Source organism: Actinoalloteichus sp. AHMU CJ021, assembly GCF_002895405.1.
Lineage (GTDB): Bacteria > Actinomycetota > Actinomycetes > Mycobacteriales > Pseudonocardiaceae > Actinoalloteichus_B > Actinoalloteichus_B caeruleus.
The window spans coordinates 1,635,504-1,649,854 of the sequence record NZ_CP025990.1; the positions used below are offsets into that span (position 1 = coordinate 1,635,504).

13 protein-coding genes are annotated in these 14,351 nt (G+C 73.9%); 7 read left to right on the top strand and 6 right to left on the bottom strand.

From position 1 onward, the window contains the following. Positions 1 to 42 precede the first annotated feature (42 nt). Positions 43 to 2,601 carry an alpha-glucan family phosphorylase gene (gene glgP / locus C1701_RS06705; protein ID WP_026066244.1) on the bottom strand — a complete coding sequence of 853 codons (2,559 nt, stop codon included), beginning with the start codon at positions 2,599 to 2,601 and terminating at the stop codon, positions 43 to 45. Between the two features lie 566 nt (positions 2,602 to 3,167). On the opposite strand from glgP, the gene C1701_RS06710 reads away from it, so the two are divergent. From C1701_RS06710 to bcp, 5 genes are all read left to right on the top strand, one after another. Further along, positions 3,168 to 3,371 (top strand): hypothetical protein, encoded by a 204-nt coding sequence (locus tag C1701_RS06710; RefSeq protein ID WP_026417182.1) that lies wholly within the window; start codon positions 3,168 to 3,170, stop codon positions 3,369 to 3,371. 535 nt (positions 3,372 to 3,906) lie between these two features. Continuing rightward, positions 3,907 to 4,662, top strand: a complete 756-nt coding sequence (locus tag C1701_RS06715) for an ATP-binding cassette domain-containing protein (protein WP_039789568.1) — start codon at positions 3,907 to 3,909, stop codon at positions 4,660 to 4,662. After that, on the top strand, positions 4,655 to 5,905 hold the full coding sequence (locus C1701_RS06720; protein ID WP_156038274.1) for a DUF7224 domain-containing protein: 1,251 nt from the start codon (positions 4,655 to 4,657) through the stop codon (positions 5,903 to 5,905). Before C1701_RS06715 ends, C1701_RS06720 begins: the two co-directional genes overlap by 8 nt. Beyond that, positions 5,902 to 6,498, top strand: coding sequence for a hypothetical protein (locus C1701_RS06725; protein ID WP_026417185.1), 597 nt, complete (start codon positions 5,902 to 5,904; stop codon positions 6,496 to 6,498). Before C1701_RS06720 ends, C1701_RS06725 begins: the two co-directional genes overlap by 4 nt. Positions 6,499 to 6,770: 272 nt before the next feature. After that, entirely contained in the window at positions 6,771 to 7,244 is a 474-nt protein-coding gene (bcp, locus tag C1701_RS06730) for a thioredoxin-dependent thiol peroxidase (RefSeq protein ID WP_026417186.1), read from the top strand. 397 nt (positions 7,245 to 7,641) lie between these two features. On the opposite strand, the gene rdgB is transcribed toward bcp, so the two are convergent. Then, a complete protein-coding gene (gene rdgB, locus C1701_RS06735) occupies positions 7,642 to 8,292 on the bottom strand; it encodes an RdgB/HAM1 family non-canonical purine NTP pyrophosphatase (protein WP_026417187.1) in 651 nt (216 codons plus the stop codon). Next, the gene (gene rph, locus C1701_RS06740) at positions 8,289 to 9,044 is read right to left on the bottom strand and encodes a ribonuclease PH (protein WP_026417188.1); all 756 of its coding nucleotides are present in this window, start codon (positions 9,042 to 9,044) and stop codon (positions 8,289 to 8,291) included. Before rph ends, rdgB begins: the two co-directional genes overlap by 4 nt. A 244-nt stretch (positions 9,045 to 9,288) precedes the next feature. Here rph and C1701_RS06745 point away from each other — a divergent pair, with 244 nt between their 5' ends. After that, on the top strand, positions 9,289 to 10,374 hold the full coding sequence (locus C1701_RS06745; RefSeq protein WP_026417189.1) for a magnesium transporter CorA family protein: 1,086 nt from the start codon (positions 9,289 to 9,291) through the stop codon (positions 10,372 to 10,374). 175 nt (positions 10,375 to 10,549) lie between these two features. Here the strand turns inward: C1701_RS06745 and C1701_RS06750 are convergent, their stop codons facing one another. The 3 genes from C1701_RS06750 to C1701_RS06760 form a co-directional block, all read right to left on the bottom strand. Next, positions 10,550 to 11,323, bottom strand: coding sequence for an MBL fold metallo-hydrolase (locus C1701_RS06750; protein ID WP_026417190.1), 774 nt, complete (start codon positions 11,321 to 11,323; stop codon positions 10,550 to 10,552). A gap of 100 nt (positions 11,324 to 11,423) precedes the next feature. Next, positions 11,424 to 12,242 (bottom strand): glutamate racemase, encoded by an 819-nt coding sequence (murI, locus tag C1701_RS06755; protein ID WP_103056983.1) that lies wholly within the window; start codon positions 12,240 to 12,242, stop codon positions 11,424 to 11,426. A gap of 35 nt (positions 12,243 to 12,277) precedes the next feature. Further along, the gene (locus C1701_RS06760) at positions 12,278 to 12,919 is read right to left on the bottom strand and encodes a rhomboid family intramembrane serine protease (RefSeq protein WP_443098158.1); all 642 of its coding nucleotides are present in this window, start codon (positions 12,917 to 12,919) and stop codon (positions 12,278 to 12,280) included. A gap of 301 nt (positions 12,920 to 13,220) precedes the next feature. Between C1701_RS06760 and C1701_RS06765 the strand changes: the two genes are divergently transcribed. After that, the gene (locus C1701_RS06765; protein WP_026417192.1) at positions 13,221 to 14,093 is read left to right on the top strand and encodes an SMP-30/gluconolactonase/LRE family protein; all 873 of its coding nucleotides are present in this window, start codon (positions 13,221 to 13,223) and stop codon (positions 14,091 to 14,093) included. Positions 14,094 to 14,351 lie beyond the last annotated feature (258 nt).

Genomic DNA, 14,351 nt, shown 5'->3' on the forward strand with positions numbered 1-14,351 from the left:
TGGGCCGCCGCGTGCCGTGGGTCGCCGCACGGCGACGGGACGTCAGCCGGCCAGCACCACCAGGCCCAGTTCGGCCGGTTCGGTGAGCAGACCGTGGCGGGGCAGGACCCGGACCGTGTAGCCGGTGGCCCCGGCGTGCGGCAACACCACCTCGCCCCGGAAGGAACCGTCCTCCGTCCTGCGCATGTCGGCGGTGACCACCTCGTGCAGCTCGCCGTCCTCGTCCACCCGACCCACGACGGCCTGCACCATGACGTCCTCGTCGGTCAGCCCGGCCAGCTCGACGCGGCTGGTCACCGTCACCTCGGCCCCCAGCAGCGGCACGGACTCGCCGTCGTAGGACAGGTCGCTGTCCAGCACCCGCACCTCCGGCCACGCGGCCTCCACGCGGGAGCGGAACCCCGCCACCTCCCGGGCACCCCGGTAGTCGTCGGCCGACATGGTGCCCGCCGACCGGGCCGCCGGCAGGTAGCAGCCCTCGACGTACTCGCGCACCATCCGGCTGGCCTGCACCCTGGGCCCCAGCGTGGTCAGGGTGTGGCGCACCATCGACATCCACCGCGTCGGCACGCCGTCCTCCCGCCGCTCGTAGAACAACGGGGTCACCTCGTCGGTGAGCAAGCGGTAGAGCGCGGAGGCCTCCAGGTCGTCCCGCCGCCGGGGGTCGGTGACCCCGTCGGCGGTGGGGATGGACCAGCCGTTGCGACCGTCCTGGAACTCGTCCCACCACCCGTCCCGCACGGACAGGTTCAGGCCGCCGTTGAGCGCCGCCTTCATCCCGGACGTGCCGCAGGCCTCCAGCGGGCGCAGCGGGTTGTTCAACCACACGTCGCAGCCCCAGTAGAGGTACCGGGCGAGGGACATGTCGTAGCCGGGCAGGAAGACGATCCGGTGCCGCACCTCGGGGTCGTCGGCGAAGCGCACCACCTGTTGGATCAGTGCCTTGCCGCCCTCGTCGGCGGGGTGGGACTTGCCGGCCACCACGAGCTGCACCGGCCGGTCCGGGTCGAGCAGGATGGACCGCAGCCGGTCCGGGTCGCGCAGCATCAGCGTCAGCCGCTTGTAGGTGGGGACGCGGCGGGCGAAGCCGATGGTGAGGACGTCCGGGTCGAACACCGACTCGGTCCAGTCCAGTTCCAGTTCGGACGCTCCCCGGTGCAGCCAGGCGTCCCGCAGCCTCCGCCGCACCTCGGCGACGAGCCGTTCCCGCAGGGTGCAGCGGATCTCCCACAACAACGCGTCGGTGATCGGTTCGACCCCGCGCAGCCTGCTGGCGTGTTCCAACGCCGAGTCGGCGTCCCCGAAGAGCCGGTTGATCTCCCGGGCCGACCAGGTCGGGCCGTGCACACCGTTGGTGACGGAGGTGATCGGCACCTCCTCGGCGTCGAACCCGGGCCACCGCCCCCGGAACATGTCCCGCAGGACCCGGCCGTGGAGCTGGGACACCCCGTTGGCCCGCTGCGCGAGCCGCAGCCCCATGTTGGCCATGTTGAACATGTTCGGGTTGTCCTCGGCGCCCAGCGCGAGGACCCGCCGGGTGCTGACACCGGGCAGCAGGTCGTGGTCGCCGCCGTCGCCGAAGTAGTGGCGGACCATGTCGACCCGGTACCGGTCGATGCCGGCCGGGACGGGGGTGTGGGTGGTGAAGACCGTTCCGGCGCGGACGGCGGCGAGGGTCTGGTCGAAGTCCAGACCCTCCTGTTCGGTGAGTTCCCGGATGCGTTCCAGGCCGAGGAAACCGGCGTGCCCCTCGTTGGTGTGGAACACCTCGGGTTGGGGGTGGCCGGTGAGCTGGCAGTAGGCGCGGACCGCCCGCATCCCGCCGATCCCGGCCAGGATCTCCTGCTGGATGCGGTGGTCCTGGTCGCCCCCGTAGAGCCGGTCGGTGATGCCGCGCAGCTCCGGCTCGTTCTCGGGCAGGTCGGTGTCCAGCAGCAGCAGCGGCACCCGCCCGACCCTCGCCTGCCAGATCCGGGCGCGCAACACGCGGCCCCGGGGCATCGCCACCCGCACCAGGACAGGAGCGCCCTCGGCGTCGGTGAGCTGTTCGAGGGGCAGCGCGCGGGGGTCGATCAGCGGGTAGTGCTCGACCTGCCACCCGTCCGGCGACAGCGACTGGCGGAAGTAGCCGGACCGGTAGAGCAGGCCCACGGCCACCAGGGGGACGCCCAGGTCGGAGCAGGCCTTCAGGTGGTCGCCGGCGAGCACGCCGAGCCCACCGGAGTAGTTCGGCAGCGCCTCGGTGACGCCGAACTCCATCGAGAAGTAGGCGACGGCGGCCGGCAGGTCACCCAGCTCCTCCTGGCGGCGCTGGTACCAGCGCTGCTCGGTGAGGTACCGGCGCAGGTCGTCGTCGAGGGCGCGGGTCTGGGAGAGGAAGTTCTCGTCGCGGGCCAACTGCTCCAGGCGTTCCGCCCGCACCTCGCCGAGCAGCCGCAGCGGGTCGCCCTTCACCGTCGCCCAGGCCCGGGGGGAGATCGAGGCGAACAGGTCCTGGGTCGGCGGGTGCCAGGTCCAGCGCAGGTTCGTGGCCAGGGTGCCCAGGGCGCGCAGGGGCTCGGGCAGGTGAGCTCGGACGGTGAAGCGACGCACAGCTTTCACGAATGCGGACCCTATCTGTCCGGTAGCGGACGTGGTGGTGACGCGGGAGTGACGGGCGCCGCCTTTCCCGGGCTGGTGTGGCGACCCGGGTGGAGCGCGGCCCGGGGTGGGCGGTCGGCGCGCTGGTGCGGCGGGGCGGCGCCTGCCACGACGTCGCGACCGTCCACCCGGCGCACCATCCGCCCCAGGCGCCCGTTCCGTCTCACTCCGCTGCCTACCAGATGGGCAGAGTGCCACCACCGGGTTCACCCGTCCGACGCGATGCCCCCTTTCGTGTTCTCGGGGAGTGATCGGCGGCCGGGTGGGTACGGGTTCCGCCGCACCCGGCGCGGCGGACGCGGCGCCGCCGGCGGAGGCCGGCGTCTCCCCCTGCGTGGGCGCGGTGGATGCGCTCGCGGGCCCCCAGCGCGGGGTGACGGTCGGCGACCAGCCCTTCCAGCAGGACGTTTGCGGGTGACCCACCCGGGGGTAGTCGCGGATTCGAGTAGCCATCGCCGCCTGACGGGGTGACGATGTCTTACCTAGAGCGACCGCACGGTCACCGGAACTCACTGGGGAGGTCGGGCATGGGTCTACGTTTCTACGTGATCAGCGCTGCGGCGCTCATCACCTCCGCGGTCGTGGGAATCCTGCTGGGGGCGGTGGTGACCACGCTGCACTCGGACGTGACCCGCATCGAGACGTCCGTGATCACCCCGGCCGCCGACCACGACGTCCCCAGTCAGGAGAACGCCCCGGAGCCCCGACTGGCCACCGTGCCGGAACGCTGACCCGCCCCCGGCCGCACCGCCGCCCGCCCCGGCGTCCGCCCCAGGGCACTGGGCTCCCCCGTTCCCGCGTCGTCGGGCTCCCGCGCTGGCCCACCCGGTGCCACCGGTGGGCCGCGATCGCCCACCACCCCGGCTGACCCGAACCCGCGCTGCCGCCGCACCGACCGCGACCACAGGCCTCGACCCACTCCCGCGTCGCCGAGCCCCCGGTTCCCGGCTCCGACACGGTGCCGTTTCCGGGCGCCGGCCTCCCGATCGTGAAACCGAGGCGTGCGGTCCTCCGCCGACCGCGAGCGGGCGCACGACGGAGCCAGCGGAGTGGGCCACGAGTCGGGGCGTGCGTGCTCCCGAATCCAGCGCCCCTCCCCGAGCCCCCGCCCTCTCCGCGCTCGTTGGCGCTGGCCGACCCGAAGCCTCCGGAGGACGACGGTCGGGTCACCGGAAACCCTCGGACGCCCCGAATTTCCCCGGACCGAATTCTCGCCGAGGCCTGGTGGATAACCTGTGGGAAATCCAGGGAAAGGCATTTTCGACAATGTTGACGGCACACGGGATAACCTTCTCCTACGACGGGAGGAAATCGACCCTGACCGATGTGAGCATTCACGTGCGCTCCGGACGAACCATTCTTCTTGGGCCGAACGGCGCAGGGAAGACGACGTTGTTGAACGTCCTCGCGGGCAACGTGAGCGCACGTGCGGGCAGCGTCGCGCTGTCCGTCGGCGACGGTGTTCCACCGGTCCAGCCCCGCGACCGCGCCCGGTACGCCCGCGCGGTGGGGTGGTTGCCGCAACGGGCCACCCCGGTGCGGGGCCTCCGCGTGCGCGAACAGGTCGCCTACTCGGGCTGGCTGAAGGGCATGTCCAGGACCACCGCCTGGGAGGCGGCGCTGCCCGCGCTGGACCAGGTGGGGATGGCCGCGCACGCCCAGGACAGGGCCAACCGGCTCTCCGGCGGGCAGCTCCGCCGGGTCACCCTCGCCCAGTGCCTGGTGCACGGGTCCCGGGTGCTGCTCCTGGACGAACCGACCGCCGGGCTCGACCCGCGAGAACGGGACCGGTTCGCCGAGATCCTCCTCGGGTTGCCCGCCGAGGTCGCGGTCGTCGTGTCCACCCACGATGTCGTCGACCTCGTGGAAGTCGTCGGCCAGGTGGTGGTGCTGAACGGGGGTCGGGTCGTGTTCACCGGATCTCCGGCCGAGTTCCTCGACCACGGCGACCCGTCGCTGCCGGTATCCCGCCAGGCGGCCTCCGCCTATTCGGCGCTGGTCGAGGAGCGGACCCATGCCTAGGACCCCGGTGCTCTGGCGCGGCTCGCTGTTCCCGCTGGCCGCCCCGGCCCTCGCGCTCTTCTCCTGGCTCTGGGTCAACTCCCAGCTGGCGACCGAGGACCGGTACTGGGCGGCTGGCTCGGCCACCGCCACCTCGGCCGCCTTCCTCCTCGGCCCGCTGACCGCCGCGCTCGCGGCCCGCGAGGTGGGGCGGGTCCGAGATGCCAGCGCGGTGTTCGGGCGCCCGGTCCGGTCCCCGGCCCGGGTCGTGGTGGACGCCGTCGCGCCCGCCACCGCCGCGGGCCTGGTCGGGGTGCTCGCCGCCTACCTGACCGCCGGCTGGCACCTGCTGGGAGTTCCCGGCGGGCCCGACGGACGGTTCGTCCTGCTCGCCGTGCTGGTGGTCGTCGCGCACACGGCCGTCGGCGCCGCGTTCGGTTGGTGGTCGCGGCCCCTCATCGCCATCCCCTCCTGCTTCATCCTGCTGTACTGCTGGATGGCGCTCCCGATCGGCGTGGAGCCGATGTGGCTCCGCCACCTCACGGGTTTCACCGACTGGGGGCTCGCCGTCTACCTGGAGGTGGATCCCGCCGGGGTGTGGGCTCCGATCCTCGTCAACGGTGGCGTCCTCGTCGCGTTCGCCCTCGCCCTCGCCTGCTCCGCCCCCGACCGGAGCCCGAGGTCCACCGCCACGGGTGCCGTCCTCTGCGCGGCTGTCCTCGTTCCCGCCCTCGCGGGCGGGATCTCCACCGCGAGGCACCTCGGCCCGGACCCGGTCGTTCTCCGGGCGGCTCCCGACGAGTGCTTCGACGGTCCCGTCACCCTCTGCGTCTACCCCGAGGACCTCGACAGGGTCGAGGAGATCCGGGCGGGCGTGGATCTCGCCGTGGCCGAGCTGACCTCGCGGGGTTTCCCGGCACCCACCCGCGCGATCCACGGCGTGGGTGCCGACGACGAGGAGACCTGGACGTTCACCATGAACGCCTTCTCGTCCCCGGAGAGCCTGGCCAGTTCGATCGTCGCCGCTCAGGTCCCCTCCATGCCGGAAGGCTGCGGCGGCATGGGCACGTACCTCACCTACTACCTGGCCCTGGACTGGCTGACCACCGCTGAGGACGAGTTCGACGATCCGGAGCTGAACGAGCACTGGGCGGCGCTGCACCGGCTCCCCGAGGAGGACCAGCTCGCGTGGTTCCACGGTGCCCGGGACGCGGTGGCCGCCTGCGGGTCCCACCTGGACGCGCTCGGGCCGGAGGTGTCGTGAGGTTCTGGGCGACCAACCGGGCCCTGCCCGTCGTCACCGGGATGTGGTTGGTGACGCTCGTCCTCGTGGCGCCCTTCGGGTCCACCCTCGTCCCCACGCCCAACGTCCTGGGCGGCATCGCCCTCGCGCTCCCGGCGGCGGTCCTGATCCCCCTGCTCTGCTCGGGGTCCGTCGCCTACCTGCTGTCGAGGGCACCCCGGGACTGGGAGGCGAACGCGGTGCGTCCGGTTCGGGTGTACGACAGCGCCTTCCTGGTGGCGCTCGGCGGCCTGTACGGGGTCCTGTGCCTGGCCCTCCACGTCACGGACCTCCAACCGACGGCGGTGATCGCCGCCCGCAACGCCCTCGGGTTCACCGGGCTGGCCCTGCTGGTGTCCCGGTTCTCCACCGCCGTCTCGGCGGCCACGGTGCCCACCCTGTACGCGGTGGCCGCCATGGTGTTGGGCGACCGGGGGCGGTCCTGGTGGGCGTGGCCGGTGTCCGACGTGTTCTCGGTGCGGGCGCTGGGCCTGGCGGTGCTGGTGTTCGTCCTCGGGGTGGTGGCGCACGCCTGGCTCCCCGATTGGCTCCGGCGCCGCCAGGTCGCCCGCTGACCCGGCCCGTCAGCGCGGGGGCGCACGCGGTCCGACGCGTGCGCCCCCGCCGGGTGGCACGACCGCCCGGTGGCACGACCGCCGGGTGGCACGACCGCCGGGTGGCCCGCCACCGCGCATGCCCGGGGCGCGGGTCGAACGCCAGGTGTCCCGGGGCCGGAGGCCGTGGAGACCCGCACACCCGCGTGGCACGAGTCGCTGACCGACCGCCGCGAGGGGAGCCCAGGAGGCGGGTGGGCCGGCCGGGGCACCCGCCCTCTACGGTGGCCGGCATGAGCGAGCAGCAGCGGCTGGCCGACGGCGACGTCGCGCCCGACTTCACCCTCACCTCGGCCGACGGCGACCAGGTCTCCCTCTCCGACTACCGGGGCCAGCGGGTGCTGGTGTACTTCTACCCCGCCGCCGGCACCCCCGGCTGCACGAAGCAGGCCTGCGACTTCCGGGACAACCTCGCCGAGCTGTCCGAGGCCGGCCTGTCGGTGATCGGGATCTCCCCGGACAAGCCGGAGAAGCTCGCGAAGTTCCGGGACGCCGAGAACCTGACCTTCCCGTTGCTCTCCGACCCGGAGAAGGCGGTGCTCACCGCCTGGGGCGCCTTCGGGGAGAAGCAGATGTACGGGAAGACGGTCACCGGGGTCATCCGCTCCACCTTCGTGGTGGACGAGGAGGGCCGGATCGCGACCGCCCTGTACAACGTGCGCGCCACCGGCCACGTCGCCAAGCTCCGGCGGGACCTGAGGATCTGAGGGCGAGCACGCCGGAGGCGGGCCGCCACCACCCGGTGCGCGGTCCCGCCGGCCAGGCCTCCCGTTCCCGATCAGGGATCTCGACCGCCGACCTCGCCGGCCGGGCCTGCCGAGGAACGCGGCCGCCCACGTCGGCGGGCGCAGCCCGGGCGGGAGCGCCGACCCGGCCGGCGAGGCGCGCGGGCGGTCAGCGGGAAGCACCCGGCGGTCACCGCCGGCGCGGCGCTCGGCACGAGCGGCCGAAGATCCCCTGCCGACCGGGACGCCGCTGGTCGAGCCCGGGCCGGGCACCGCCGGCGCCCCCAGGACCGACCGGGCTGGACCCGCCCACTCCCCTCGGGGCGTGCCGGGCGAGCGCGAGATCCGGTGATCCGGCGCCAGCGTCGTGGTTCCCCGATCAGCTCTCGGCGAGGGCGAGCAGGGCTGGCAGCATCGCGCGCAGGGCGCGCCCCCGGTGGGAATGGGCGTCCTTCTCCTCGGCGGTGAGCTCCGCCGAGGTCCGCCCCTCACCCTCCGGCTGGAAGATCGGGTCGTAACCGAACCCGTTCCCGCCCCGGGGCTCCCGGGTGAGGCGGCCCCGCCACTCCCCGCGCACCACGATCTCCGAGTCGGTGCCCTCCGGCCCGCCACCGGGAACGACCAGGGCGGCGGCGGACACGAAGGCCGCCCCCCGGCGTTCCTCCGGCACGTCGGCGGTCTGCGCGAGCACGAGTTCCAGGTTCGCCAGGTCGTCGCCGTGCCGCCCCGCCCAGCGGGCCGACAACACCCCCGGCATCCCGTTCAGCGCGTCCACCGCGAGCCCGGAGTCGTCGGCGACCGAGGGGAGCCCGGAGGCCCGCGCGGCGGCCCGCGCCTTGATCAGCGCGTTCTCCTCGAAGGTCGCGCCCGTCTCCGGTTCCTCCGGGAACTCGGGCACGTCGCCGAGGCCGACGACCACCAGGTCCCGCACGTGCGCGGTGAGGAGGATACGCCGCAGTTCGTCGAGCTTCTTCGTGTTGCGGGACGCCACCAGCAGCCGGTGCGCCGACCCCGGGTCGCGCCCCGTCACTTCGCCGCCCCCGGCAGCTCGCCCGGGTAGGGCAGGGCCAGCGCCTCGGCCTGGATCTCGGTCAACCGCGCGCAACCCGCGATCGCGTAGTCGAGCATGGTGTCCATCGTGGACCGGGTGAAGGTCGCGCCCTCGCCGGTGCCCTGCACCTCGATGAGCGTCCCGGTGTCGGAGGCGACCACGTTCATGTCGACCTCGGCGCGGGAGTCCTCCTCGTAGGGCAGGTCGAGCCGGACCCGGCCGTCGACCACGCCGACGCTCACGGCGGCCACCGCGCAGGACAGCGGCTTGGGGTCGGCGAGCCGTTTCGCCGCGCCCAGCCAGGTGATCGCGTCGGCCAGCGCGACGTAGGCGCCGGTGATCGCGGCGGTCCGGGTGCCGCCGTCGGCCTGGATGACGTCGCAGTCGATCGCGATCGTGTTCTCCCCGATCGCGGACATGTCGAGGCAGGCGCGCAACGCGCGGCCGACGAGCCGGCTGATCTCGTGGGTCCGGCCGCCGACCCGACCCTTGACCGACTCCCGGGAACTCCGGGTGTGGGTCGCCGAGGGCAACATGGCGTACTCGGCCGTCACCCAGCCCAGCCCGGAACCGGCACGCCACCTCGGCACGCCCTCCTGCACGCTGGCGGCGCACAGCACCCGGGTCCGCCCGAACTCCACGAGCACGGAACCGGCGGGCCACTGCTGGTATCCCCTGGTGATCCGAACATCCCGGAGAGCGTCGTCCTGTCGACCATCCGCACGAGCCATTCGGTCACCCTAGGACATCGGCGGCCCGCGACCGGAGTCGACTCGACGGGCCGGCACGCGCCCCCGCGCCCCGACCACCAGGCCCGGGGACCACCCACCGCCACGCCGGCGGGAGCGACGTCGAGCGAGCCAGCCGGGGTCGCCGGCCTCGGCGTCGCACCACACCGGAGGGGGGCCACCCCGGTGACACACCCGCTGCCACGGTCCGCGTCGATCCGGTCACCGGGGGCTAGCATCCGCTGTCGTGGCCGCGAACCGGGTGTACCGGGACGGGGTCCTGGCTGGGGAGGACGTCGCCGAGGACGAACTGGCGGCCCTCCTCCGCGAGGGCTCCGCCCTCGTCTGGCTCGACCTGCCAGCCCCCAGCCGTTCGACCCTGGAGCGGCTGGCGGACAAGCTCGGCCTGCACGAGCTGGCGGTGGAGGACGCCGGGCAGGAGCGGCAGCGCCCGAAGCTCGACCGCTACGACAACCACCTGTTCCTCGTCGTCTTCGCGACGAGCCTTCGAACGGCGGTCAGCGGACCGGCCGGGGCCGCCGGCGACCGCACCGGGATGGACACCGCCCCCGTGGCGCGGAGCGGGCCGGGCGGGACGACCCCGGCACCGGGCCAGCAGGGCGATGACGCGGAGGGCCGCGTCCACCTCTCGGAGGTGGACGTGTTCGTGACGGCGAACGCGCTCATCACGGTCCGCCGGTCCCCCGGGCTGGACCTGGATCGGCTGCGGGACCGGTGGGACACCGGCCCGGGGCGTGACGCGCAGACCGTCGACTCCCTGCTGTACGGGTTGCTCGACGTCGTCGTCGACGGGCACTTCGACGTGGTCCAGTCCTTCGACGACCAGCTGGAGGACCTGGAGACGATGCTCTTCGAGGAGCACACCGACATGCGCCGCGCGCAGCGCGTCTCGTTCCGCACGCGGAAGGACATGCTGGCGGTACGGCGGGTGGTGCTGCCCATGCGCGAGGTGCTCGGCGGCCTGATGCGGGACTCGACCGGGCTCGTCGGGGACCGGATGACGCCCTACTACCAGGACGTCCACGACCACGTGCTCCGGGCCACCGAGTGGTTGGAGGGGGTGCGGGAACTGGCCAGCACGCTGCGGGAGACCCAGTTGGCGCTCCAGGGCAACCGGCTCAACGTCGTCATGAAGAAGGTGACGAGCTGGGCGGCGATCATCGCCGTGCCGACCGCCATCACCGGCTTCTACGGGCAGAACCTGCCCTACCCCGGGTACCTGGACCACGGCGGCGTCGTCACGTCCTCGATCCTCATCGTGGTCACCTCCGTCGCGCTGTACCTGCTGTTCACCCGGCGGGGCTGGCTCTGACGGAGCCGAGAGGGCCGGCGCGGCCCGCCGGTCGTTCCCACCGGTCGTTCCCACCGGGTGTCGGAGCGGGGACCCGACCACCTCCGCCCGGCTCGGCGCCGCTCCGCCGCGCCGGGGAGCGCTCCGCCGGTCGCTCCTCGCGGTGGTGGCGCGGCGGCTCGGCCGGCGGGCTCCCTCACACCTCGTGGCGCGCGCCCGGCTCCGCCAGTTCGGTGGGCCCGCCGAAGGCCAGCGAGGCCTCGGCGGCGACCTCCGAGGCGTCCTCCCAGGGGGCGACGTGGGTGACCAGCAGCCGACGCGCCCCCGCCCGCCTCGCGAGTTCCCCGGCCTGCCGGCCCGACAGGTGCAGGCCGGGCGGGGCGCCCTGGCGGTGCGGCCAGGTCGCCTCGGCGAGCAGCAGGTCGGCGTGTTCCGCGAGACGTCGGACGGTCGGACCACCGCCCGTGTCCCCCGTGTAGGCGAGGACCCGGTCGCCGTGCCGGACGCGGAACCCGAACGCCGGGCAGGAGTGGGGAACGGGGAACGCGCTGACCTCCAGGTCACCGATCACGGCCGGGGTCGCGGTGAGGTCCTCCAGGTCATGGAAGTCGAGGACGTCGGTCAGGTCCGTGGTCGCGGCCGACCCGGGTTCGGCGGCGTAGAGGCCGGCGAGCCGCCGCGCGGCGCCGCGCGGCGCGTGGACGGGCAGGCGCCGCGCGGGCCGGGGACGGCGCGGCTGGTGGCGGAGGGCGACGACCAACGCGGCCAGGTCGGCGCAGTGGTCGACGTGCAGGTGGGAGAGCAGGACCGCGTCCAGCTCGAACGGGTCGACGTGGCCGGTCAGCGGGCCGAGGGTGCCGTTGCCCAGGTCGAGGGCGATCCGGGTCCGCCCGGTCGTCACCAGGTAGCCGGAGGCGGGCGAGGTGGGTGAGGGCACGCTGCCGGCGCAGCCGAGGACCGTCAACAACATGCCCCCAGCCTGCCGGAACCGGGCGGCCCGAGCCGCACGACCCGACCCGCGTCCGACGCGGGCTGCCGTCGTGGGGGACGGGGTCCTGCCGAGCGGCGGTTCAGCCGGCGGCGGCCGGCACGGCCGTGCCGGCACCCGCGAAGTGGGGGCCGAGGAACCGGCGGGCCAGCCGCGCGAAGGGTTCCGCCGGGCCGGTGGCCGAGTAGGACCGCACGGCGGAGTCCACCAGCTCCGAGGGGCGGAGGAGGTCCCGTTCGGTGAGCACCCGGACGACGTCCTTCGCCGTCTCCTCCGCGCTGGACACCAGGGTGACGTCCGGTCCCATCGCGATCTGGATGACGCCGGTCAGCAGCGGGTAGTGGGTGCAGCCGAGCACCACGGTGTCGACGTCGGCGGCCTGGAGGGGTTCCAGGTAGCCCTGCGCCAGACCGAGGACCTGCCGGCCGGAGGTGACGCCCCGCTCCACGAAGTCGACGAACCGGGGGCAGGCCGCGCTGGTCACGGTGACCCTCGGGTTCGCGGCGAAGGCGTCCGGGTAGGCCCGGGACCGCACGGTCGCCTCGGTGCCGATGACGCCGACCCGGCCGGACCTGGTGGCGGAGACGGCGCGGCGGACGGCGGGGACGACCACCTCCACCACCGGGACCGGGTAGCGTTCCCTCGCGTCGCGCAGGCAGGCCGCCGAGGCGCTGTTGCAGGCGATCACCAGCAACTTCACCCCCTGGTCTACCAGGGTGTCTGCGACGGAGAGCGCGTGCTCCCTGATCTCCTCGATGCGCAGCGGACCGTAGGGGCCGTTGGCGGTGTCACCGACGTAGCGGACGTGCTCGGCGGGCAGCTGGTCGGTGATGGCCCTGGCGACGGTGAGCCCACCCACCCCGGAGTCGAAGACGCCGATGGGCGCGTGCGGGTCGGTGATCTCCCGCCACCCCCGGTCGCCGGGTGGTCGGGGCGTCACGGGGACCCGCCGTGGACCCTCGGGCGCGCAGTCCCGGCGCCGGCGCCGCGGCTGTTCGCCCTGGCGACGAACCAGGCGGCCAACAGCCCGCCGATCGCGCCGAAGAGGTGGCCCTGCCAGGAGATCCCCGGCGTGGTGGGCAACACGCCCCACAGCATCCCGCCCCAGACGAAGAAGAGCACCAGGGACACCAGGACCTGGCCGAGCGCCCGGTTCAGGATCCCCCGGACCAGCAGGAACGCCAACCAGCCGAAGATGAGGCCGGACGCGCCGACGTGGGCGGTCCCCACGCCGCCCGTGACCCAGGTGCCGAGCCCGCCCACCAGCCAGATCACGCCGGTGACGGCCGCGAACTGCCCGAACCCGCCGGACATCGCCAGGAACGCCAACACCAGCACCGGCACCGTGTTGCCGAGGAGGTGCGGCCAGCTGCCGTGCAGCAGTGGCGCCCACAGCACCCCGTCGAGGCCGGCGAGCGACAGCGGGAGGATGCCGTGCCGCACCAGCCCACCCCCGGTGAGGCTGTTGACGAGCTGCACCACGTAGAGGAGCGCGACGAACGCGCCGACCACGACGGCGGCCTGTCGGGGATTGGGGGGCAGCACGCGTTTCGCGGGCGGGCGGGGAGAGCTCACCACAGGATCCACACCTCGAGGGTACGCACCGGACCGACTTCGCCCCTCCGGGACGACCCGGGTGCCACCCTGGTTTCCTGGCCGCTCCCCGGTCCGACCGGCGAGGAACGACCCCGTGCGGCGTCGACCTCCGCCCGCACCGCCGCTCCGGTGGAAAACCCCTGAGCAGGGCGCCTGGGCCACCGGGTTGGCGGCAGGTCGACGGCGGACCGTTCACCGCTCGCGACCCTTCCGTCATGATCAGCCGATAGGCTCAGCCGGGTTGACAGGGCTGGTTGACCGCGCGGGGGCGGAGGGTCTGGGCGTGACGGAAACGACGACGTGCGAGGTGGCGGTGGCCGCCCAGGCGGTGCTGGGCGCCGCTCCGACCTGGGACGCGAGCGCCGACTCGCTGTTGTGGGTCGACTCCTTCAGCCAGGAGGTCCACCGGTACCAGCCGGCGAGGGACCAGGACGACGTCCTGTCCGTGCCGCAGATCGTCAGCGCGGCCCGCCCCCGGTCCCGGGGTGGCATCGTCACGAACCTGCGGGACGGGGTCGCGTTGATCGACACCGACAACACCCGAACCTGGCTCGTGTACTGGGCCAGGGACGGGGTGCGTGGCGGCGAGGCGGCGGTGGACCCCTCGGGGCGGCTCTGGGCGACGACGACCCGCGCGGACGGCGGCGGCACCGACGGCTGGCTGGTCAGCGTCGAACCGGACGGGGCGGCGCGGGTCGCCCTGCACGGGGTCGGCCTCGGAGCCGGCCTGGGCTGGAGCCCGGACTGGCGGCTCATGTACTTCGTGGACGCCACCAGCCGTCGCATCGACGTCTTCGACTTCGACGCGTCCACCGGCGCCTTGGGGAACCGCCGGGAGTTCCGGGCCTTCGACCGGTCCGAGGGGCTCCCCGGTGGGATCGCGGTGGACGCCGAGGGCTGCGTCTGGGTGACGATGTACGGCGCGGGCTCGGTGCGGCGCCACACGCCGGACGGGGCGTTCGACCGGGAGTTCCGCCTGCCGGTGAGCCGGCCGACGGCCTGCGCGTTCGGCGGTATCGGGTTCACCGACCTCTACGTCACCTCCGCCCGGCACGGGATGGGCGACCAGCAGCTGGCCGACGAGCCGGAGGCGGGGTCGTTGCTGGTCCTGCCCGACGTGGGTGCCGGACAACCGTCGACGGTGTTCCCGGGCTGAACCGTCCCGGCCTCCGGTCGACGCCGTCCCGGCGGGCGGCCGCGGAGGACCGGCGGGCGCGCGAGCCCTCGTCGACGCGGGTGCCACGCTGAGCGCCGCCCCGGGGGCGTCGCCCCGGCGGGCTGTCGGTCGAACCCCGGCCCAGCGATCGCCCCATCCGGCGGCCGGTGAACCAGGGCGGCCCGAGGACACCGTGTGATGGAGGGCGCCGCGGGGAGGACGCGAACGCGTCTCCCCGCTCACCGACCTGCCAAGGGG

Coding starts and splice junctions, on each gene's coding strand:
- C1701_RS06710 (WP_026417182.1), top strand. CDS start 3,168: ATGGGTCTACGTTTCTACGTGATCAGCGCTGCGGCGCTCATCACCTCC.
- C1701_RS06715 (WP_039789568.1), top strand. CDS start 3,907: ATGTTGACGGCACACGGGATAACCTTCTCCTACGACGGGAGGAAATCG.
- C1701_RS06720 (WP_156038274.1), top strand. CDS start 4,655: ATGCCTAGGACCCCGGTGCTCTGGCGCGGCTCGCTGTTCCCGCTGGCC.
- bcp (WP_026417186.1), top strand. CDS start 6,771: ATGAGCGAGCAGCAGCGGCTGGCCGACGGCGACGTCGCGCCCGACTTC.
- rph (WP_026417188.1), bottom strand. CDS start 9,044: ATGGCTCGTGCGGATGGTCGACAGGACGACGCTCTCCGGGATGTTCGG.
- C1701_RS06750 (WP_026417190.1), bottom strand. CDS start 11,323: ATGTTGTTGACGGTCCTCGGCTGCGCCGGCAGCGTGCCCTCACCCACC.